Source organism: Kitasatospora sp. NPDC015121 (assembly GCF_055562955.1).
In genome coordinates this window covers 20,444-40,701 of sequence record NZ_JBVHEH010000028.1, presented here as the reverse complement: position 1 = coordinate 40,701, position 20,258 = coordinate 20,444, and the positions used below count along the sequence as shown (strand labels likewise).

19 protein-coding genes are annotated in these 20,258 nt (G+C 76.0%); 11 read left to right on the top strand and 8 right to left on the bottom strand.

What is annotated here, in order from left to right; genetic code table 11:
• Window positions 1–22: 22 nt before the first annotated feature.
• On the bottom strand, window positions 23–1,183 hold the full coding sequence (locus tag ACZ3J7_RS32500; RefSeq protein ID WP_465626983.1) for an aminoglycoside phosphotransferase family protein: 1,161 nt from the start codon (window positions 1,181–1,183) through the stop codon (window positions 23–25).
• A 420-nt stretch (window positions 1,184–1,603) separates the two neighbouring features.
• On the opposite strand from ACZ3J7_RS32500, the gene ACZ3J7_RS32495 reads away from it, so the two are divergent.
• From ACZ3J7_RS32495 to ACZ3J7_RS32480, 4 genes are all read left to right on the top strand, one after another.
• Entirely contained in the window at window positions 1,604–3,088 is a 1,485-nt protein-coding gene (locus ACZ3J7_RS32495; RefSeq protein WP_465626982.1) for a DNA-binding protein NsdB, read from the top strand.
• 303 nt (window positions 3,089–3,391) lie between these two features.
• Window positions 3,392–4,819 (top strand): HEAT repeat domain-containing protein, encoded by a 1,428-nt coding sequence (locus ACZ3J7_RS32490; RefSeq protein WP_465626981.1) that lies wholly within the window; start codon window positions 3,392–3,394, stop codon window positions 4,817–4,819.
• Window positions 4,820–5,534: 715 nt separating this feature from the next.
• Window positions 5,535–6,296 carry a DUF1775 domain-containing protein gene (locus ACZ3J7_RS32485; RefSeq protein ID WP_465626980.1) on the top strand — a complete coding sequence of 254 codons (762 nt, stop codon included), beginning with the start codon at window positions 5,535–5,537 and terminating at the stop codon, window positions 6,294–6,296.
• Between the two features lie 36 nt (window positions 6,297–6,332).
• Window positions 6,333–6,836 carry a YfbM family protein gene (locus ACZ3J7_RS32480; RefSeq protein WP_465626979.1) on the top strand — a complete coding sequence of 168 codons (504 nt, stop codon included), beginning with the start codon at window positions 6,333–6,335 and terminating at the stop codon, window positions 6,834–6,836.
• Between the two features lie 4 nt (window positions 6,837–6,840).
• Here the strand turns inward: ACZ3J7_RS32480 and ACZ3J7_RS32475 are convergent, their stop codons facing one another.
• Window positions 6,841–8,037 carry an MFS transporter gene (locus ACZ3J7_RS32475; protein WP_465626978.1) on the bottom strand — a complete coding sequence of 399 codons (1,197 nt, stop codon included), beginning with the start codon at window positions 8,035–8,037 and terminating at the stop codon, window positions 6,841–6,843.
• A 93-nt stretch (window positions 8,038–8,130) separates the two neighbouring features.
• Between ACZ3J7_RS32475 and ACZ3J7_RS32470 the strand changes: the two genes are divergently transcribed.
• The gene (locus ACZ3J7_RS32470) at window positions 8,131–9,117 is read left to right on the top strand and encodes an ArsR/SmtB family transcription factor (protein ID WP_465626977.1); all 987 of its coding nucleotides are present in this window, start codon (window positions 8,131–8,133) and stop codon (window positions 9,115–9,117) included.
• A gap of 34 nt (window positions 9,118–9,151) precedes the next feature.
• Here the strand turns inward: ACZ3J7_RS32470 and ACZ3J7_RS32465 are convergent, their stop codons facing one another.
• From ACZ3J7_RS32465 to ACZ3J7_RS32455, 3 genes are all read right to left on the bottom strand, one after another.
• Window positions 9,152–9,601 (bottom strand): VOC family protein, encoded by a 450-nt coding sequence (locus ACZ3J7_RS32465; protein ID WP_465626976.1) that lies wholly within the window; start codon window positions 9,599–9,601, stop codon window positions 9,152–9,154.
• Between the two features lie 133 nt (window positions 9,602–9,734).
• Complete coding sequence (locus ACZ3J7_RS32460; protein ID WP_465627042.1) at window positions 9,735–10,577, bottom strand: undecaprenyl-diphosphate phosphatase; 843 nt, start codon at window positions 10,575–10,577, stop codon at window positions 9,735–9,737.
• A 162-nt stretch (window positions 10,578–10,739) separates the two neighbouring features.
• Window positions 10,740–11,348: a GNAT family N-acetyltransferase gene (locus ACZ3J7_RS32455; RefSeq protein ID WP_465626975.1), complete on the bottom strand. Its 609-nt coding sequence runs from the start codon at window positions 11,346–11,348 to the stop codon at window positions 10,740–10,742.
• Window positions 11,349–11,489: 141 nt separating this feature from the next.
• On the opposite strand from ACZ3J7_RS32455, the gene ACZ3J7_RS32450 reads away from it, so the two are divergent.
• Window positions 11,490–12,326, top strand: coding sequence for an EamA family transporter (locus ACZ3J7_RS32450; RefSeq protein WP_465626974.1), 837 nt, complete (start codon window positions 11,490–11,492; stop codon window positions 12,324–12,326).
• A 20-nt stretch (window positions 12,327–12,346) separates the two neighbouring features.
• The gene (locus ACZ3J7_RS32445) at window positions 12,347–13,099 is read left to right on the top strand and encodes a B3/B4 domain-containing protein (RefSeq protein ID WP_465626973.1); all 753 of its coding nucleotides are present in this window, start codon (window positions 12,347–12,349) and stop codon (window positions 13,097–13,099) included.
• Between the two features lie 32 nt (window positions 13,100–13,131).
• Here the strand turns inward: ACZ3J7_RS32445 and ACZ3J7_RS32440 are convergent, their stop codons facing one another.
• Window positions 13,132–13,908, bottom strand: a complete 777-nt coding sequence (locus ACZ3J7_RS32440; protein ID WP_465626972.1) for a LamB/YcsF family protein — start codon at window positions 13,906–13,908, stop codon at window positions 13,132–13,134.
• A 245-nt stretch (window positions 13,909–14,153) separates the two neighbouring features.
• Window positions 14,154–14,615, bottom strand: a complete 462-nt coding sequence (locus ACZ3J7_RS32435) for a MarR family winged helix-turn-helix transcriptional regulator (protein WP_465626971.1) — start codon at window positions 14,613–14,615, stop codon at window positions 14,154–14,156.
• A 125-nt stretch (window positions 14,616–14,740) separates the two neighbouring features.
• Between ACZ3J7_RS32435 and ACZ3J7_RS32430 the strand changes: the two genes are divergently transcribed.
• The 3 genes from ACZ3J7_RS32430 (at window position 14,741) to ACZ3J7_RS32420 (ending at window position 17,810) form a co-directional block, all read left to right on the top strand.
• Window positions 14,741–16,198 carry an MFS transporter gene (locus ACZ3J7_RS32430; protein WP_465626970.1) on the top strand — a complete coding sequence of 486 codons (1,458 nt, stop codon included), beginning with the start codon at window positions 14,741–14,743 and terminating at the stop codon, window positions 16,196–16,198.
• A 101-nt stretch (window positions 16,199–16,299) separates the two neighbouring features.
• A complete protein-coding gene (locus ACZ3J7_RS32425) occupies window positions 16,300–17,364 on the top strand; it encodes a DUF2804 domain-containing protein (RefSeq protein WP_465626969.1) in 1,065 nt (354 codons plus the stop codon).
• Entirely contained in the window at window positions 17,361–17,810 is a 450-nt protein-coding gene (locus tag ACZ3J7_RS32420) for a hypothetical protein (RefSeq protein WP_465626968.1), read from the top strand. The genes ACZ3J7_RS32425 and ACZ3J7_RS32420 overlap by 4 nt, the downstream gene beginning before the upstream one ends.
• Before the next feature lie 54 nt (window positions 17,811–17,864).
• On the opposite strand, the gene ACZ3J7_RS32415 is transcribed toward ACZ3J7_RS32420, so the two are convergent.
• On the bottom strand, window positions 17,865–18,464 hold the full coding sequence (locus tag ACZ3J7_RS32415; protein ID WP_465626967.1) for a hypothetical protein: 600 nt from the start codon (window positions 18,462–18,464) through the stop codon (window positions 17,865–17,867).
• A 154-nt stretch (window positions 18,465–18,618) separates the two neighbouring features.
• On the opposite strand from ACZ3J7_RS32415, the gene ACZ3J7_RS32410 reads away from it, so the two are divergent.
• Window positions 18,619–20,145: a hypothetical protein gene (locus ACZ3J7_RS32410; RefSeq protein WP_465626966.1), complete on the top strand. Its 1,527-nt coding sequence runs from the start codon at window positions 18,619–18,621 to the stop codon at window positions 20,143–20,145.
• The last annotated feature ends 113 nt before the right edge of the window (window positions 20,146–20,258 follow it).

The window sequence follows — 20,258 nt, the reverse complement described above, 5'->3', positions numbered from 1 at the left end:
CCCCGCCGCCGGGTGCCGACCGCTACCGGGTGCCGACCGCCGCGCGGACCGCGCGGCGGGCCAGCGCCGCGTCGTCGTACAGCCGGCGGATCATGATCCGCTGCTCCTCGCCCGCGCCCGGGACGTCGTGCAGCCGCAGCTCCCGCATCAGCACCAGCACCAGGTTCACCAGGAACGCGTCCCGGGCCAGCGTGCCGCCGGACTGGGCGAGCTGGCTGATCTGGCGGCGGGCCGCGGTGTCGCCGGACAGCACGCTCCACAGCACCGCCAGGTCGTAGCCCGGCAGGTACCAGCCGGCCTGCTCCCAGTCCAGCAGGACCGGGCCGGACGGGGCCAGCAGGACGTTCCCGAGCAGCGCGTCGCCGTGGTTCAGCTGCCACGGCACCGAGGCCAGGCCGTGCAGCAGCCCGCGCAGGTCGCCCGCGTCGCGGTCGGTCAGCAGGCCCAGCGAGTGGAACCGGGCGATCTCGGTCTGGTAGTCCAGCGGCTTGCCGAACACGTCCGTCGGCGGGCGCCACAGGTTCAGCGTGCGCACCGAGCCGAGCACCGCGCGCACCTCGCCCGGGGTCGGCGCGTTCACCGGGTGCCGCTCGCGGGCCGCCGGACGCCCCGGCACCCGCTCCAGCACCAGCACGCAGCGGTCGTGGTCGGCCGCCACCAGCCGCGGCAGCCGCACCGGCGGACGGTGCCGGACGAACGCCCGGTACACCGCCACCTCGTGGTGGAAGCGCTCGATCAGCTGCTCCGCCCGCTCCCCGCGCAGCGCCGCCGGCGCCAGGCACTTCGCCACCACCGGGGCCCGGCCGATGGTGCCCGCGATCAGGATGTGCCGGCTGCCCTCGCGCAGCACCTGGCGCGGCAGGAACGCCGGACATATCCGCGCGACGTTGGCGAGCACCGCCCGCACCGCCGGGGTCTGCAGCGCCGCCGGGTCCACCCGGTCCACGAACGCCTCCGGGGCACGGCCCGCGGCGGGACGGCCCAGCCGCCCGGCCTGGTCGGTCAGCGGGCGGGTCACCAGGGTGGTGCGCCCGCGCGGGTCGCGCAGCTCGACGGCGCGCGGCGCGGGACGGCCCGCACCGGCGGTCGGGGGGCGCAGGGCGGGGCGCGACGGGCGCGCGGTCGTGCCGTCCACCCCGGTCGGGGCGGAGGCGCGGGTACCGGTGCTGGCTGTCGAGTACATGGGCTGGTGAGGGTCCTTCCTTGACCGGCGGCAAAGCTGTGAGGGGCCCCGCTGCTGGGCTCGGGGCCGGCCGGGTGGGGCGCGGGCGCCGGGCACGGCCGGCGGCCGCCCGGAACCGTCCGCACCCTGGGGAAGTGCGTCCGTCCCGACCTGCCGCGCCCTGCCCGGCGCCCCCGCGCCACCCGGTGCGCCACCCCCCGGTCCGCGACTCCCGGAAGGCCGCCTGACGCACCGTCGGATCGGGGTCCGGGCCGGTCGGGGGCCGTTCCGGCACGGGGCCGGGGTGGCGCATACCTACCTGACACCCGAACGGCACTGGCACACCACGTAGCGCACCCTGGCGAACCCTGGCGAATGGTCGCTTGGCATGTGACAGAGCCACTAGGGTCGAGAACCAGCCGAGGATCCTGGGGGCTTCAGTTGAGCAAGGGGCCGAACACCAGACTGGCCGACCACTTCGCCCTGACCGGATGGTCCAAGGGCGAGCTGGCCCGGCTGGTCAACCGGCGGGGTGCCGCGTTGGGCGAGCAGCAGCTGTCCACCGACACCTCCCGGGTCCGGCGCTGGATCGAGCAGGGGGAGATCCCGCGCGACCCGGTGCCGAGGGTGCTGGCCGCCGTGTTCACGGAGCGGCTCGGCCGTGTCGTCACCACCGAGGACCTTGGTCTCGAACGACACCGGCCCACCAGGTCCGGCAGCAGCGCAGCACCGCCGAAGGAGCCCTGGGCACCGGATCGGACGGCCGCGGTCCTCACCGAGTTCACGGGAATGGACCTCATGCTGAACAGACGCGGACTGGTCGGCGCCTCCGCCGCCCTCGCGGCGGGCGCGGTCATCGCCGACAACCTGCACGACTGGCTCACCGGCGGCCCCGTCGCCGCGGCCGCCGCCCGCCCCGGCCCCCGCCACGTCCTCACCCAGGGCGGACCCCGCCCCGTCCTGGACGTCTATGAACCCGGACCGGTCGGCAACGAGGAGGTCGCCGCCCTCGAACGCGCGGTCGAGGTGTTCCGGGCCTGGGACGCCTCGCGCGGCGGCGGACTCCAGCGCAAGGCCGTGGTCGGCCAGCTCAACGAGGTCGGCGGCCTGCTCACCCACGGCCACCCGCCCGCGCTGGAGCGCCGGCTCTGGACGGTCGCCGCCAACCTCGCCGTGCTGGCCGGCTGGATGTCCCACGACGTCGGCCTCGAACCCACCGCCCAGCGCTACTTCGTGATCGCCGCGCAGGCCGCCCGGGAGGCCGACGACCGCCCCCGGGCCGGCGAGGCGATCTCCCGCGCCGCCCGCCAGATGCTCCACCTCGGCCGGGCCGACGACGCCCTCGAACTGATGCGCCTCGCCAACGCCAGCGCCGGCCCCGCCGACGGCACCCAGCCGCGCACCCGGGCCATGCTGCACACCGTCGAGGCCTGGGCGCAGGCCTCGCTCGGCCGGTCCGAGGCCACCCGCCGCACCCTCGGCGAGGCCGAGGAGCTGTTCGTCCAGGACGGCCCCGAACCGCCGCCCAGCTGGATGCAGCTGTTCAACGAGGCCGAACTGCACGGCATGCAGGCCCTGGTCTACCGCACCCTGGCCGAGCACGACCCCGGCGCCGCCCCGCTCGCCGTCCGGCACGCCAGGGCCGCCATCGCGCTGCGCCAGGAGACCGGCCGGGAGCGCTCCGCGCTGCTCGACCGGATCACCCTCGCCTCCATCCACTGGCTCTCCGGCGAACCCGACGAGGCCCAGGTGCAGGCCAAGCTCGCCCTCGCCTCGATCAACGACACCTCCTCCAAGCGCACCTGGGACCGGCTGCGCGAGATGTACCGGCTCTCCACCCGCTACCAGGGGCTGCCCGAGGTCGCCGAGCTCCGGGACCGGATCCACGCCGTCCTGCCCGCGCCCCGCCACCCCCGGCCGATCTGACCGGCCCGACCGGCCCGACCGGCCCGACCGATCTGACGGGATGTCGGGCCGGCGGCCTTTCCGAGCTGCGCCCCGAGCCGATTCGTGTCCGAACGCACGGTGCAATAGCGAAGGGGTGGATCCGGTACGGACGGACCCGGTTTGTTGCGGTAGTGCTGCGGATATCGGTTGCCCTGTGTGCGGACGGGCCACCCAGGCGGTAACCTTCGGTGATTCCGGCGCCCGGGCGCCTGAGCTGTGCCAACCGACCCCGGCGACGGAAATCCCGTTGCCACGACGACCGCCGCAACGGATGCTGACCTCATGTTCGAGCCAGTGATAGCGCCCAGCGCCAGCCTCCTCGGCCTCCTCCAGAGAGGCCGCGGAGACGGGCAGCTGCATGCGTTGGCCGCAGACCGCGACGAGGCGATCGCCGCCGTCGAGACCTGCGTCACCAACGACCCCCGCGCCGACTGGCAGGTCGAGAACCGCTCCTTGTACTACGCACGCCTCTACATGGAACTCGAAGCCCCCCTCACCGGCCTCGAACTCCACCTGCACGCGCCGGAGGACCGCACCGACACCGACGAGGCCCGCACCGGCCTCGCCCTCTCCGTACTGGGACACCTCGCCGGCTACGGCCGCCGCGACGCCCTCGACCTGCTGCGCGCCTACACCACCACCGGAACCAACTGGGCCTGGGCCCTCGACGAACTCGCCCTGCGCGACACCGACGAGGCCCTGCTCGCCCTCGCCCCCGCCGTCCTCGACCGCTTCCCGGCCGACCCGGAGGGCGACGCCGACCTGCGCGAGACCATCCGCGCCGCCTACGAGCCGCGGGTCTGGCGCCTGTGGGCCCCGCACCACCCCAGGGTGGCCGCCGCCACCGAGCAGTCGCCGTTCGACCTCTGGCAACGGCAGCTGAACCGCCCCGGCGTCACCCCCGGCTGGTCCACCGCCGACGTGCTCGCCTGGGCCGACCAGGGCGACAGCGCCGCCCCCGACGCCCTCGCCCGCCGCGCCGCCGCGGCCGCCCGCTGCCTCACCGCCGTCGTCCGCCCCGAGGACGCGCCGCTGCTGCACGACGCCGCCGCGCACGGCCCGGCCGGCGCCCGCTGCGCCGCGCTGCGCCACCTCGTCGAACAGCGCGACCCGGCCGCCGCCGGACTCATCGAGACCGCCGCCGCCGACCTGGACCACCGGGTCGTCCGCGCCGCACTGGAACTGCTCGGCCGGATGCGAGGTCCCGAGGCGCTCGCGCACGCCCGCCGCTGGGCCGACCCGGCGACCGGCGGCGCGGACAGCGCCCTCGCCCAGGCCGCCGTCCGGCTGCTCGCCGACGCCGGCGAACCCTGCGACGCCCCGCTGGTGGTCGCCGCCCTGCACCAGTGGATCTCACTCAACGGCGTCACCGGCGCCGCCCTCGGCAGCCTGGTCGACGGCGTCGGCCGACTGCACGCCGCCGCCGCCGTCCCCGCCCTGCGGCACGTCTACGGCGAAGCCGCCTCCTCCGAGCTGCGCGGCCGGGCCGCCCAGGCGCTCGCCGTCACCGACCCGAACTTCGGGGCCGGCCCGGCCGTCGAGTGCCTGTGGGACTGCGAGGAGACCACCCGCGAACTCGCCGCCACCCACGTCACCACCACCGGCGACGTCCGCGTCCTGGAACGGCTGCGCCGCCTGGCGGCCGACCCGGCCGAGGAGGCCGAGGTGCACGCCGCCGTCCGGGGCCGACTGACCGCCCGCGACCGCTAGGACCGCGCGGGCGCGGGGGCTCGGCGGCAGTCGAGCAGCGCGTTGCCGCCCGGGGCCGCTTCGGCCGTCAGGGCGCAGGCCGCTGGGCGGGCTCGTCGGGGCCTGGTCGGGGGGGGTGTGCCCGTGGGGTTCGCCGCCACCGTGTTGGCGTCTGGGTTCTGGGACGGCTGCGCGGCCTGGTGGCCGACCCGGCCGGGGAGGCCGAGGTGCACGCCGCGGTCCGGGGCCGACTGACTGCCCGCGACCGCTAGGACCGCGCGGGCGCGCGGGCTCGGCGGCAGTCGAGCAGCGCGTTGCCGCCCGGGGCCGCTTCGGCCGTCAGGGCGCAGGCCGCTGGGCGGGCTCGTCGGGGCCTGGTCGGGGGGGGGTGTGCCCGTGGGGTTCGCCGCCACCGTGTTGGCGTCTGGGTTCTGGGACGGCTGCGCGGCCTGGTGGCCGACCCGGCCGGGGAGGCCGAGGTGCACGCCGCGGTCCGGGGCCGACTGACTGCCCGCGACCGCTAGGACCGCGCGCGGGCTCGTTGGGGCCTGGTCGGGGGGGTGTGCCCGTGGGGTTCGCTGCCACCGTGTTGGCGTCCGGGTTCTGGGACGGCTGCGCCGTCCGGGGCCGACTGACCGCCCGCGACCGTTAGGACCGCGCGTGGGCTCGTCGTCGGCTGAAGTGCGTCCTGTCGTCCGGGGTCGGTCGGGCGCTCGTGGCCGGTAGGGTCGGCGGCATGCAGCCACCCACACGCCGCTACGGCCGGTTCGTCGTTCCCGTCCTCGCGCTGGGCCTGGTGGTCGGCGCGGCCGGCACCGCGGCGGCGCACGTCGAGGTCGACTCGTCGACCGCGCAGGCGCTCGCCGTCGACGCCGAGGTCGCCTTCTCCGCCGAGGGCGAGTCCTCGACGGCGGGCATCGTGGACGTCAAGGTCGTCCTGCCCGCCGGGATCGCCCCCGCCGACGTCACCCTGGTCAAGTCCCCGAGCGGCTGGGCCCTCACCCCCACCGCCGACGGCTACGCGGTCGCCGGACCGGCGCTCGCCCCCGGCGCGGCCGCCGAGTACACGGTCAAGGTCCGGCAGTTGCCGAACGCCGACTCGGTGGTGTTCAAGACCCTGGTCGACTACTCCGACGGCCACACCGACCGCTGGATCGAGCTCCCGCAGGGCGGCAGCAAGCCGCAGCACCCCGCGCCGGTGCTCGCGCTGCGCCCGGCCGCGCCCGGTGCGACGCCGCTGGCGGCGGCCGGCCCGTCGGCGAGTGCGTCGGCGAGCGCGAGCGTGAGCCCGAGTGCGAGCCCGAGCCCGAGCGCGTCGGTCTCGGCGTCCGCTCCGGTGGCGGCCGTGCCGAGCCCGACCGCCGTCACGAAGAACGACGCGGACGACGACGGCGGCGGCAACACCGCCGCCGTGGTGCTCGGCGGCATCGCCGCCGTCGCCGTGCTGGCCACGCTGGTCGTGCTGGTGCTGCGGCGCCGGAAGTCGCCGCCCGCGTAAGGCGGTTGTCGGCGGGGGCTGCCAGGATCACGACCCATGAGCGTCGTCGGCAGTTACCTGCGGCTGGCCCCCGCCGAGATCGTCCGCGCCCGCACCGAGCCCGGCTGGGCCGCCGGGTTCAAGGCCGAGCAGGCCGCGCTGGAGCACCGGCGCGGCCCGTCCGAGCGGCGGTTCCACGACACCGAGAAGGCGTGGGCGGGGCTGGCGTACCTGTGCGCGCGGCGCGGGCTGCCGGTGGAGGTGGTCGAGGGCGGCGAGCAGCTGCCCGGCGCGGACGAGGAGGACTGGGGCTACGGGCCGCCCCACCTGCTGACGCCCGCGCAGGTGGCGGACGCCGCCCGGCGGTGGGCCGAGGTGCCGTTCGCGGCGCTGGTCGACGGTCTCGCCCCGGCCGAGCTGGCCGCCGCCGAGGTCTACCCCGTCCGGCTGTGGGACGACCCGTTCGGCTTCGAGTACCTGGCCGCGCACCACGCGGACCTGCTGGGCTACCTGGCCCGGGCGGCGCGGTACCGGCACGGCCTGCTGCGCTGGTACTCCTGAGGGCTCAGCCGGCCCCGGCGGGGTGCGGGAGGCGGCGGACGGCGGGGGAGAGCAGCGGGAGCAGGGCGAGCGCGCCCTGGGCGAGGGCGGCGGCGGTGGCCAGGGCGGGGGCGCCGAGCCGGGCGGTGAGCGGGCCGCAGGCGAGCTGGCCGAGCGGGATGGCCAGGTAGGAGAGCACGTCGGCGTGGGCCGAGACCCGGGACAGCACCTCGTTCGGCACGTGCTCCTGGAGCGAGGTGTCCCAGGCGGTGGCCGACAGCGCCAGGCCCAGGCCGGAGGCGGCCGCGGCGGCGCACAGCAGCGGGGCGGGGGCGTGTCGGCCGAGGGCGAGCAGCGGCAGCGGGAGCAGCAGTCCGGCGAACTGGCCGGTGGCGAGCAGGCGGCGGGGCGCCAGCCGGTACGCGGCGGCGTCCGCGAGCAGCAGCCCGGCGCCGCGGGCGGCGAGCAGGACGCCCCACAGCGCGGGGCCGGCCAGTGCCGGGCCGAGGATCTGCCAGGGGCCGACCAGCAGCAGGTTGGTGGCGCAGCAGGACCAGGTGGTCCACCAGAGCCAGCGGGTGCGCCGGAACACCGTCCAGCCCGCGCGCAGCTCCCGCACCAGGCCGGTGGACCGGCGGCGCTCCCGGCCGGCCGGCAGCCGGGCCAGCAGGTACGCGGCGGGCAGGTAGCTCGCCGCGTCCAGGGCCACCGCCCAGCCGGGTCCGGCCCCGGTGACCAGCAGGCCGGCCAGCGCCGGGCCGAGCACCTTGCTGCCGTCGGCGGCCAGGCCGAGCAGGGCGTTCGCGGGCCGCAGCCGGTCGGCGGGGACGAGTTCGGGCAGCACTCCGCGCAGCGCGGGCGCGGTGAACGCGGTGAGCGCGCCGTTGGCGAACTCCAGGGCGGCGAACGGGCCGAGCGCGTAGTGGCCGGTGAGCAGCAGCGCGGCGGCCGCGCCCTGGCTGAGTCCCGCGCCGAGGTGGGTGACCAGCAGGACGGTGCGCCGGGGCAGCCGGTCGGCGACCGCGCCGCCGAGCAGCATCAGGCCGAGCAGCGGCACCGTCCGGACGGCCAGCACGGCGCCCAGGTCGGCGGCCCGCCCGTGGGCGGCGTCGAGGACGGCGAAGGCCAGTGCGACCGGTGCCATCGCGCTGCCCAGCAGGGAGGCCGCCCGGCCCAGGAAGAAGCGGCGGAAGCCGGAGTCGTGAAGGAGTGGTGGAAGCACCCGCGGAGTGTGGGGGGGCCGCGCGCGGCCGCCTCTATCGTTTCGGGTTCCACCGAAAGGTCGCCGAGGATCGTCGTGCGGAGGGGGTGCCGGGTGGTCGTGCTGCGGTTGGACTCGTTGGCGCTGGCGCGCTCCCGGTTCGCGCTGTCGCCGTTCGCCGAGACGCTGGCGGCAGTTGTCCAGCTGGCCCGCCCGTACACCGAGCCGTGGGCCGCGCCCTGGCGGGAGCGGCACCGTCCGGCGTTCCTGGCCCGGCTGGCGGGGGACGGGTACGCGCGCGGGCTGGTCGAGCTGATCGCGGCCACCAAGTATCTGCCGGACCACCTGACGCTGCCGCCCGGCGGCGGGATGGAGACCACGCTGGAGTCCGAGCTCGCCGAGGTGGCGCGGGTGCCGGACGGGGCGGCGGTCGCCGGGCTGCGGACCGCGCAGCGGCACGCCTGGGCGGGGCAGCGGCTGGACTGGCTGACCGGTGAGGGGCACGGCGCCCGGGCGGCCGCGCTGTTCCGGGAGGTCTGGGACGCGCACCTGGCCGCCGACTGGCCGGCCCGGCGGGCGGCCCTGCAGCGGGACGTCACGCACCGGGCCGGGCTGCTGGCCGCGCACGGCTGGCCGCGGGCGCTGCGGCGGATGAACCGGACCAGCGGGTGGGTCGGGGCGGACGCGATCCGGTTCAGCGACCGGCCGGGCCCGGACCGGGTGGTCGGGCCGGACGGGATGCTGTTCGTCCCGGTCACCGCGCAGCGCAGCTCCTGGCTGTGCGAGGCCCCCGGCCGCCCGTACGCGATGGTGTACGCGGCGCGCGGGACGGGCGAGGAGCCGGAGGGCGCCCCGGCCGGGGACGGCGGGGCGCTGGCCCGGCTGCTCGGCGGCGGGCGGGCGCGGATCCTGCGCGAGCTCGCCACGCCCGCCACCACCAGTGAACTCGCCCTGCTGCTGGCCCAGTCGGTGGGCACGGTCGGCGGCCACCTGGCGGTCCTGCGCGACACCGGCCTGGTCGGTCGGACCCGGGTGGGCCGCCGGGTGCTCTACCACCGCACCGGGCTGGGCGACCGGCTGGTGGCGGGCCACCGGGGCTGAGCCGCTGCCGGGCCGGGTCGCGCCCGGGCCGGGGTCAGGCCACGCAGAACTCGTTGCCCTCGGGGTCGCGCATCACCCACCAGTGGCCGACCGGGCCCTGGTCCTGCTCCTCGACCCGGGTGGCGCCGAGCTTCTCCAGGCGGGCGACCACGGCCTCGAGTGCGCCGCCGGAGTGGACGTCGATGTGCAGCCGGTTCTTGCCCTGCTTCGGCTCCGGGACGTCCTGGAACAGGATCCGGCGGCCCTGGCCGACGCCGCTCGCCGGGTCGTACGGGTCCTCGGGGTGGCGGACGGCCGAGTAGCCGCGGAACAGCTTGCGGCCGTCGCGTTCGAGCACCGCGGCGGCGGGGAGGTGGCCGGCCGCGAGCAGTCCGTCGATCAGCCGGGTCGGGTCCTCGACCTCGTACTCGAGGGCGGCGGCCCAGAACTCGGCGAGGGCGGCGGCGTCCCGGCTGTCCACGACCAGTTTCCAAGTGAGCGTCATGGCACCGGATTTAATCGCACATCAGATCGAGCGGCAATGATCGACGGTGGCGTGTCGGCGGGCTCCGGAACGGCGGCGGGGACGGGCCGCCGGGGTTCCGGCGACCCGTCCCCGGGGGACGGCGGGAGCCGCGTCAGTGCACGGCGCCCGCGTCCGGGGCCAGCACGCCCGCGCCGACCAGGGCGATGATGGTGATCCCGAGCAGGATCCGGTAGACCACGAACGGCGTGAAGCTGTTGTGCGAGATGTACTTCAGGAACCAGGCGATCGCCGCGTAGCCCACCGCGAAGGCGATCAGGGTGGCCAGGACCGTCGGGCCCCAGTCGGGCGCCGGGCCCTCGCCGATCTTGAGCAGCTCCAGGCCGCCGGAGGCCAGCACGGCCGGGATGGCGAGCAGGAAGGAGTAGCGGGCGGCCGCCTCCCGGCTGTAGCCGAGGAACAGGCCGGCGCTGATCGTGCCGCCCGAGCGCGAGACGCCCGGGATCAGCGCCAGCGACTGCGCGCCGCCGTAGATCAGCGCGTGCTTGAAGTTCAGCGAGCTGATCGGGCGGGCGTTGCGGACCGCCCGGGAGCGGTCGGCGATCGCCAGGACCACGCCGAAGACGATCAGCGTGGTGCCGATCAGCCGCAGGTCGCGCAGGGTGGTCTCGATGGTGTCCTGGAACAGTTTGCCGAGGACGCCGATCGGCAGCGTGCCGATGATCACGTACCAGCCGAGCTTCGCGTTCTGGTCGCGCCGCCACTCGGCGCGGAACAGCGAGAGCGTCCACGCCTTGATGATCGCGCCGATGTCCCGGCGGAAGTAGATCAGCACCGCGGACTCGGTGCCCAGCTGGGTCACCGCCGTGAACGCCGCGCCCGGGTCGTCCCAGCCCGCCAGGGCCGAGAACACCCGCAGGTGGGCGCTGGAGGAGACCGGCAGGAACTCGGTCAGGCCCTGCACCAGGCCGAGCACGGCGGCGTGGAACCACTGGATCACCGGACACCCGCCGCGGGTATCTCTCGCAGGTTGGCCATGGCGGTTTCCTGTTCGTTCGTGGGGCGGTCCGGCGGCGCGGGGTGCTGTCCGGAGAGCCCAGATGATAGGGGGTCCGGATGACCCGAAGATCGCAAAGGGGCACCGGGTGACAAGCCGGACCTATCGGACCTGTCCCGGGCTCCGGGCCGTCCACTCGGCCCGGGTCAGCGCGTGGACCACGTCGCCGTGCTCGCTGCCCGGCAGCGGGTCCGGCCAGTCGGCGAAGAAGGTCCGGACGTGGCGCAGGCCGACCCGCTCCAGCACCCGGCGGGAGGCCGCGTTCACCGCCATCGTGGTGGCCACCACCCGTCCGGCCGCCAGCTCCTCGAACGCGGCCCGGACCAGCGCGGCCGCCGCCTCGGTGGCGTACCCCCGGCCCCGGGCGGCGGGCAGCAGGCGGTAGCCCAGCTCCAGCGCCCCCGCCTCCGCCTCCGCTTCGAGTCCGACCGAGGACGGCGGGCGCAGCGCCGCCCAGCCCAGGAAGCGCCCGTCCGCCTCCAGCGCCCAGCGGCCCAGCCCGTCCGGCAGCTCGGCGTACTCGCGCAGCAGGCCCGGCAGCAGCTCGTCCGCGACCCGGTCGGGCGGGACGGGGCGGCCGTCGTCGAGGTACCGCATCACCTCCGGGTCGCCGCACAGCGCGGTGACGGCGGGCAGGTCGGCGGGGGAGAAGCGGCGCAGGACGAGGCGCGCGGTGCGCAGGCGGGGCGGGTGCGGGCGGGGCGGGTGCATGCGGCGAGCAGAGCACCGGGGGCGGGGCGGGGGCAAGCGGTTTCGGGCGGGCGGAATGCGCGCGAAGGTCAGTGTGTTGGCCTGGATCGTGCAATGCGTTGTACCGTTCGGTTCGTCCCGTCCAACCTTGGGGGAAGAGTCATGATCGCCCTGCTGCTCGCTCTCGGCAGCTCGCTCGCCTACGGCTGCGCCGACTTCCTCGGCGGCCTCGGCGCCCGCCGCGCGCACGTGCTGCGCACCGTGCTGGTCGCCGCGCCCGCCAGCCTGGCCGTCGAACTGCTGCTCTGGCCGCTGCTCGGCGCCCGCTTCGAGGCCGGGGCGGTCGGCTGGGGCGCCGCCTCCGGGGCGGCCTCGGCGGCGGCGTTCGCGCTGCTGTACCGGACGCTGGCGATCGGACCGATGAACGTGCTGTCGCCCGTGACGGCGCTGGTCTCGGCGATGCTGCCGGTCACCGTCGGCCTGCTGCAGGGCGAACGGCTGGGCACCGCCGGGCTGGTGGGCCTGCCGCTGGCGCTGGCCGCGGTGGTGCTGGTGAGCGCCGGGACGGTCGACGGGCGGGCCCGGGTCACCCGGCGGGCCCTGCTGCTCGCGCTCGGCGCGGGCGCCGCGATCGCCGTCCAGCTGGTCTGCCTGCACCAGGCCCCGGTCGACAGCGGCGTCGCCCCGCTGATCGTCGGCCGCGCGGTCACCTCCCTGCTCACCCTGACCGCCGCCGTGCTGTGGCGCCGCCGGCTCGGCCCCGAGCGCCCCGCGTACGGCCTGGCGGCCGCGGCCGGCGGGCTCGACTCGACGGCCGGGGTGCTGTTCCTGCTGGCCGCCCGCAGCGGCGACCTGGCCGTGGTCGCCGTGATCACCGCCCTCTACCCCGCCGGCACCGTGCTGCTGGCCCGCGCCGTCCTCGCCGAACGCGTCCACCGGGGCCAACTGGCCGGCCTCGGCGCGGCCGCCGTCGCGGTCGGGCTGCTGGCGCTGGCCTGACCCTCCCGAAAGGACCCCCCATGCCCGACCTGCCCGACCTGCCCGACCTGATCGACCCGACCAAGCCGACCGAGCCGGCCGACCCCGCCGACCTGCCCGACCCGCAGCTGCGCCTGCACCCCGCCGTGGCCGAGGCCTTCCCCGCCGCCCGGATCGCCGCCCTCACCGTCCGCGGCCTCCGCGCCACCGGCGGGCCCTGGCCCGCCACCGCCGCCGCGCTCGCCCGGCTGGAGGCCGAGACCGCCGGGGGCGGCTGGTGCCCCGCCGACGAGCACGACCCGCGGATCGCCGCCTGGCACGCCGCGTACCGGGCCTTCGGCACCAACCCGCGCCGGATCCGCCCCAGCGTGGACGCGCTCGGCCGCCGCCTCGCCAAGCAGGGCGCGCTGCCCCGGATCAACCCGGCCGTCGACAGCTACAACGCGGTCTCCGTCCGGCACGCCCTCCCCGCCGGCGCGTTCGACCTGGCGGCCGTCGACGGCCCGATCGAGGTCCGGTTCGCCGACGGCACCGAGCACTTCACCCCGCTCGGCGAGCCCGACACCGTCGAACACCCCCGGCCCGGCGAGGTCGTCTACGCGGACGCGGCGGGCGTGCTGACCCGCCACTGGAACCACCGCGACGCCCACCGCACCCGCGTCACCGCCGGCGCGACGGACGTGCTGTTCGTCCTGGAGACCATGGGCGGGGCCGAACTCACCCCTGCGGTGGAGGAGTTGACCGGGCTGCTGGCGCCGTACGCCGAGAGCGTCGAGGTGCGCCGGCTGGGCTGAACGGCCGGGTCCGCCGCCCGGCGGGCGGAAGGTCAGCTGAAGGCCTCGACGCGGACGCCCGCGGAGGCGAGCGCGCCCCGGACCCGCCAGGCGAGTTGGGCGGCGCCGGGGGTGTCGCCGTGGACGCAGAGCGAGCGGGCCTGGACGGTGACGGGCTCGCCGCCGACGGCGGTGAGGGTGGCGTCGCGGGCGATGCCGACGGCGCGGGCGATCACCTTCTCGGGGTCGTGCACGACGGCCTCCGGGTCGCGGCGCGGGACGAGGGTGCCCGCCCAGGTGTAGGCGCGGTCGGCGAACGCCTCGGTGACCACCGGCAGTCCGACGCCCTCGGCCACCGCCAGCAGCCGGGAGCCGGGCAGGCCGAGCAGCGGCAGCGGCCCGTCGCAGACCGCGCCGGCCCGCAGCACGCCCGAGACCACCGCCTCGGCCTGCTCGTTGTCGTGCACCACCCGGTTGTAGAGGGCGCCGTGCGGCTTGACGTAGGAGACCCGGGAGCCGGCCGCCCGGGCGAACACCTGGAGCGCGCCGATCTGGTAGGCGATCTCGTCGGCCAGCTCGTCCGGCGGGACGTCCATGGCGCGGCGGCCGAAGCCGGCGAGGTCGCGGTAGGAGACCTGGGCGCCGATCCGCACCCCGCGCTCGGCGGCCAGCGAGCAGACCCGGCGCATCGTGGACGGGTCGCCCGCGTGGAAGCCGCAGGCGACGTTGGCGCTGGTGACCACGGAGAGCAGGGCCTCGTCGTCGGTCAGGCTCCAGCGTCCGAAGCCCTCGCCCAGGTCCGCATTGAGGTCGATCACCGTGTCGGCCACTGTTCTCCTCGTCCGCCCTTCCGCGCGCGGGCCGATCCGGCCCGGGGGTCCGCTCCTGGGGGTGATCGTAGGGCCTGGCCGTTTCGGTGGGGGCGGTGGTCGCCGTCCGGGTGCCAGGTTTTACCCGGGGGGTCGCGGGCGGGCGGTGCGACGGCCACCCGCTCGGCGCAACGCCCGCCGGGGGAGCGGCGGGCGCGGGGGGTTGACGGCCGGTCGGGGGGTGCGGCGGAGGGGCGGCGGAGGGTTCAGGCGCGCGGCCAGGGGCGGCCCTGGATCCGTTCGATGTCGCGGTTGAAGCGCTCCAGCACCTCGGCGAACCCGGCCAGGTCGGCGGCCGACCAGTCGTCGACGACCCTGGCCAGGCCGCGGATCGACCAGTCGCGGTCCTGGTGCAGGCGGCGCAGGCCCTCCTCGGTGATCCGCAGCTTGCGGGCCACCCCGCCGTCCGGGTCCGGGATGCGGTCGACCAGGCCGGCCCGGAGCATCGCGGCGGTCTGCCGGTTGACGGTGGAGGTGTCCAGGCCGAAGGCCTCGGCGAGCTGGCCGATGGTCAGCGGGCCCTCGGTCTCGATCCGGCTCAGCAGGGTGTAGGCGCTGCGCTCCAGGGCGTCGGGGCCGCCGTTGGTGCGGGCGGTGGCGAGCACCTGGTGCCGGGCGAGCAGCATCATTTCCCGCTCGATCAGAGCGAGTTCCTCGTCGCGCCGCATGCTCGTCCGGCTCCTCCGTCCCATGTGTCACTTTTCGGCAGCATAACCCGCGAGGATGCCATATGTATGGTACACATTGTGTGCATCATGCATATGTAGTCAGAGCGAAGAGATGGAAGTACCCCATGAGTCAGGCACGCACCGGCCCCGTCGTCGGAGTGCTCGCCGGCGCGGGCATCGTGGTCTCGCTGATGCAGACCCTGGTCGTCCCGCTGATCCCCGAACTGCCGACCCTGCTGCACACCTCGGCCGCCAACGCGTCCTGGGCGATCACCGCCACCCTGCTGGCCGGTGCCGTGGCCACCCCGGTGCTCGGCCGGCTCGGCGACATGTACGGCAAGCGCCGGATCCTGCTCGCCAGCCTCACCGTGCTCGTCATCGGCTCGCTGATCTGCGGCTTCAGCAGCTCGCTCGCCCCGATGGTGGTCGGCCGCGCCCTGCAGGGCGTCGGCGCCGGCGTCATCCCGCTCGGCATCAGCATCATGCGCGACGAGCTGCCGCCGCAGAAGCTCGGCTCCTCGATGGCGCTGATGAGCTCCTCGCTCGGCATCGGCGGCGCGTTCGGCCTGCCGCTGTCCGCCGTCATCGCCGAACGGGCCAGCTGGCACGCGCTGTTCTGGATCTCCGCCGCGCTCGGCGCGGTGATCGCGGTCGCCGTCCTCCTCCTCGTCCCCGAGTCCCCGGTCCGCTCCGGCGGCCGCTTCGACCTGGTCGGCGCGGGCGGGCTCACCGTCGGCCTGGTCGCCCTGCTGCTCGCCATCTCCAAGGGCGGCGACTGGGGCTGGGGCTCCGGCGGCACCCTGGGCATGCTCGCCGTCGCCGCCGTGGTCCTCCCGGTCTGGGGCTGGTGGGAGCTGCGCACCGAGCAGCCGCTGGTCGACCTGCGCACCAGCGCCCGCCGCCAGGTGCTGATGACCAACCTGGCCTCCGTGGTGATCGGCTTCGCGATGTACGCGATGAGCCTGGTCGCCCCCCAGCTGCTCCAGCTGCCCACCGGGACCGGCTACGGCCTCGGCCAGTCGATGGTCGCCGCCGGCCTCTGGATGGCCCCCGCCGGCCTGGTCATGATGCTGCTCTCGCCGGTCTCCGCCAAGCTCTCCAAGGCCAAGGGCCCCAAGGTCTCGCTGCTGGTCGGCGCCGTCGTCATCACCGCCGGCTACCTCGCCGCGCTCGGCCTGATGGGCCACGCCTGGGGTGTGCTGGTCTTCTCCTGCCTGATCAGCGGCGGCATCGCGTTCGCCTACGCGGCCATGCCCGCGCTGATCATGGGCGCCGTCCCGGTCTCCGAGACCGCCGCCGCCAACGGCCTCAACACCCTGATGCGCTCGATCGGCACCTCCAGCTCCTCCGCCGTCATCGGCGTGGTGCTGGCCCACATGACCACCGACTTCGGTGGCCACCCGCTGCCCTCGGAGAGCGGCTTCCGCACCGCCTTCCTGATCGGCGCGGGCGCGGCCGTCGCCGCCGCGCTGGTCACCCTGGCCATCCCCGGCGTCCGCCGCGCGGCGGCCGGCGGCGGCCGGGCGGACTCGAAGGACGCGGCCCCGCGGGGCGCCGTCACCGAGGGCGCGGTCGCGAAGTAGCCGCCACCGGGGGCGCGGACGGCTGCGCCGCGACCGCGCCCCCGGAACGGCCCGGCACCGGGCCGTGGCTTCCGCGCAGGTCACGGCAGTAGGGTGCGCGGATGGCGACCCATGAGCGAGAGATCACCGACCCGGTCGAGCTGTGCCGCCCCGACGGGCGGCTGAACCCCGACGCCGTCGGCTGGTCGCGCACCCCGCTGCACCGGGGGAACCTGCGCGGCTGGGGGCGCACCAAGCGCTGGGAGTACTGGTGCGTGACCACGCCCACCCACCTGCTCGCGCTCACCGTCAGCGACCTGGACTTCCTCACCCTCGACACCGCGTACTTCCTCTCCTGGGACGAGTACGGCGTCCTGGAGGACCACGAGCGCAGCGCGCTCGCCCCCGGCCTGCCGGGCCGCCGCACCGCCCTCCCCGAGGGGATCGCCGGCTCCGGCGGCCCGCACGGCGCGGACCTCACCGTCGGCCCCGAGCGGCCCGGCCGCCGGAAGGTCCGGATCTCGATCACCCACGAACCCGGCGGCACCCGGCTGCGCGCCCGCGCCCTCACCGCCGACCTGCGCCCGCTGGAGGCGGACCTGCTGGTCGCGCTGCCGGACGGCCACGAGACCCTGTCGGTGGTCGTCCCGTGGGACGCCGAGCGCTTCCAGTACACCTCCAAGCACACCGCCCGCCCCGCCACCGGCACCGTCCGGCTCGGCGACCGCCGGTACGACTTCGGGGACGACTCCTGGGGCGTGCTCGACCACGGCCGGGGCCGCTGGCCGCGCTCGCTCGGCTGGAACTGGGGCGCCGCCTCCGGCCGCACCGACGGGCACACCGTCGGCCTCCAGTTCGGCGGGCAGTGGACGGTCGGCACCGGCAGCACCGAGAACGCGCTGTGCGTGGACGGCCGGCTCACCAAGATCGGCACCGAGCTCGACTGGCACTACGACCCCGCCACCCCGCTCGCCCCCTGGCGGATCACCACCCCCGGCAGCGACCGGGTCGACCTCGCCTTCGTCCCCTTCCACGACCGCCGCACCCGCACCGGGGCGGGCCCGGTCGCCAACCGGACCGACCAGTGCTTCGGCCGCTACCGCGGCACGATCCGCACCGACGACGGCCTGCGCGTCGCGGTGGACGGGCTGCTGGGCTGGGCCGAGGACGTCCGGGTGCGCTGGTGACGGCCCCGGCCGCCCGGGCCGCCTGCCCCCTGCACGGCCCCGGCCCCGACCTCGGCGCGCTGGTCGGCCGCCGGCTGACCGGCGTGGTCGCCTCCTGGTACTCCTACGAGGGCGAGCGCGCCGCCGACCCCGTGGTGGTCTGGCTCCGCGACGACCTCGGCGGCTGCACCTTCGTCGCCACCGGCAGCGACTGGTGCCTGATCGTCGCCGACGACCACCCGCACGCCGACGTCGACCTCGGCGAGTGGGGCCGCCTCGACGTCCGCGACGCCCCGACCGGCACCCCCTTCACCCCGCACCTCGGCCACCCCGTCCTGGCCGTCCGCGAGGAGCACGACCCGCGCACCGGCCGCACCGCCCTCGAACTCGACTTCCCCACCGGCACCGTCCGCTGCGCCTCCTGGGGCGGCGACCTGCGGCTGACCGCGTCCGGCGACCCCCGCTGACCGGACCCCCGGCCGTCGGCCCGGCCGGGGGTCCGCTCCGGGGCATCCGGGGCATCAGGGGCAGGGGACGACGCGGGCGAAGTCGTGGTGGGTGGTGACGGCCTGCTGCCACTCCAGGGTGCGGATCAGGCGGTGGACGATCAGCAGCGGGACGACGCCGACGACGCCGAACGACATGTCGACGAATTGCCAGAACACCGGTATGTCGCGCAGCGGGCCGCAGACCAGGGCGAGCGGGATGACGCCGCCGCAGGCCAGCACGGCCCAGCGGATCACCCAGACGTTGCGGACCGGATCGCGCAGCGGGCCCCAGAAGGCGGCGGCGATCACCAGGTGCGCGAAGGCCAGCCAGTCGGTGCCGTAGGCGAGGAAGGGGTAGTCGCCGTAGCCGGTGGCGACGCCCTCGCGGACGTGGTGCACCCACGCGTCGAGGGCGGGGAGGGCGCCGCCCAGGCCGGTGCTGTCGACCAGCGAGGCCAGCAGCGAGGTCTCGGTCCGCAGCGGGAAGGCGGTCAGGCCGCTGAGGACCAGGCAGGTGATGAAGAGCCAGAGCCAGCGCCGGACGCGGCGGCGGATCCGAGCGGTGTCGGTGGCGGGTCGGGAATCCGGTCCGGCCGTGGTGGAACCGGCGGGGACGGTGGCGGTGTCGGACATGGGGAGCCCCCCTCAGGGCGCGGGTGCCGGAGACGGCACGCGGTGTCGCAACGAGGACTCTAGACCTGAATTTGAACGTGTTCAACATGCCGGGACAGGCCTCCTGAAAGGGACTTTTCGGACCTGTCAGGGGAAAGCCCTAATCTTGTCCCCCGTGACCGCCATCGCAGACCAGCCCACCCGGCCCGCCCCCGGCCCGGCCGCCGACGAGGGACTCGCCCGCCGGCTCAAGGCGCTGGCCTGCACGGCCCCGCTGCACGACCTGGACAGCCGCAAGGTCAACCTGGCCGGCGAGTACGCCTCGTACACCATGGCCGAGGTCGGCCTCGCCGCGATCGACCTGGTCACGCTCAACATGGACTTCGACACCGGCGCCGACCGGGACATAGTGCTGAGCCGCCTGCTGCCCCGGATCGCCGCGCAGAACCCCGGCCGGGCCGTCGCCGAGCACGAGCGGGTCGCCCGCTGGGTGCTGGAGTCGCTGATCAACGTCGGCAGCGTCGACCGCGGCTTCCGCGCCGCCTACGGCACCTTCGGCCCCGACGGCGAGTACACCCGGCGCGACTACGACTTCAAGCTGATCGAGGAGGTCCCCGGCCAGGACGGCGGGGTCTACCTGCGGACCACCGACGAGGCCGTCAACGTGCTGGTCGGCGCCCTCGACACCGACGTCACCAGCGCCCAGATCGCCGCCGAGGTCAAACTGGAGGTGCTGATCCGGCGCGGCCGCCTCGCCGACGCCCAGCTCGCCGCCGAACAGGCCCGCTACCGCACCGTCCAGTACGCCGAGACGCTGCGCCGCGCCCTGGAGGCCACTCGGCGCAACGTCCGCGCGGTCGACTGGATCGAGGCCGTCCCCGACCTGATCGACGAGGCGCTCGACCACATCGCCGACCGCTACCGGCACGAGAACGCGATCCTCACCAACATCCGCAAGGCCCGCGACGAGAGCCTCGACGGCGAGCACAAGCGCCGCGCCGCCGAACTCGTCGACATCGTCAAGGACTGCATCCGCCGCCACACCCAGCTGCAGACCCGCCTGCTGGAGGCCGGCCCGCTGTTCCGCGCCGAACAGGACCGGCAGGCCTTCGCCGCGCCCACCGCGCGCAGCGGCATCGACCTGTACGGCCAGCTGCTCGCCCCCGTGCTCACCCTCCCGCTCGGCGACGCCACCCGGCCCACCGACGCGTTCTTCGCCCGCGCCGCCGGCCTGCGCACGCCGGTCTCGGTCCGGGTCACCGACCTGGTCGACCTGCTGCTCACCCCGCCCGTCGAACGCGAGCACCTCGGCGCCGAACTCCCCGAACCCGACCTGGTCGCCACCCCCGACGACAGCCGCTTCTCCGAAGCCCAGCTGGAAGCCGCCCTCGACCTGCTCGACCTGCCCGCCGACGCCCCCCGCCGGCTCTCCGGCCTGCTCGCCGACGCCCGCGCCCGCGGCACCGACCTGGGCGCGGACGGCGGCGGCGAGGAACTCGCCTACCTGGTCGCCCTGCTGGCCGTGCACGCCGCCAGCCCGCCGGTCGGCACCGCGTACCGGCAGGGCGAGGAGCGGCTGCTGTTCGCCGTCGACGACGGCACCCGGCTGGACGACCCCGGCTTCGGCGGCGCCGACCTGATCGTCGGCAGCGCGCTGCTGGACGCCGCGGGCATGGCCGCCGACCGCAAGGACGCCGTGTGACCCCGCGCCGCACCCGCGCCGCAAGCACCGCCGGCCGCACCCGCGCCGCAAGCACCGCCGGCCGCACCCGCGCCGCAAGCACCGCCCGCACCGCCCGCACCGACCGGACCCAA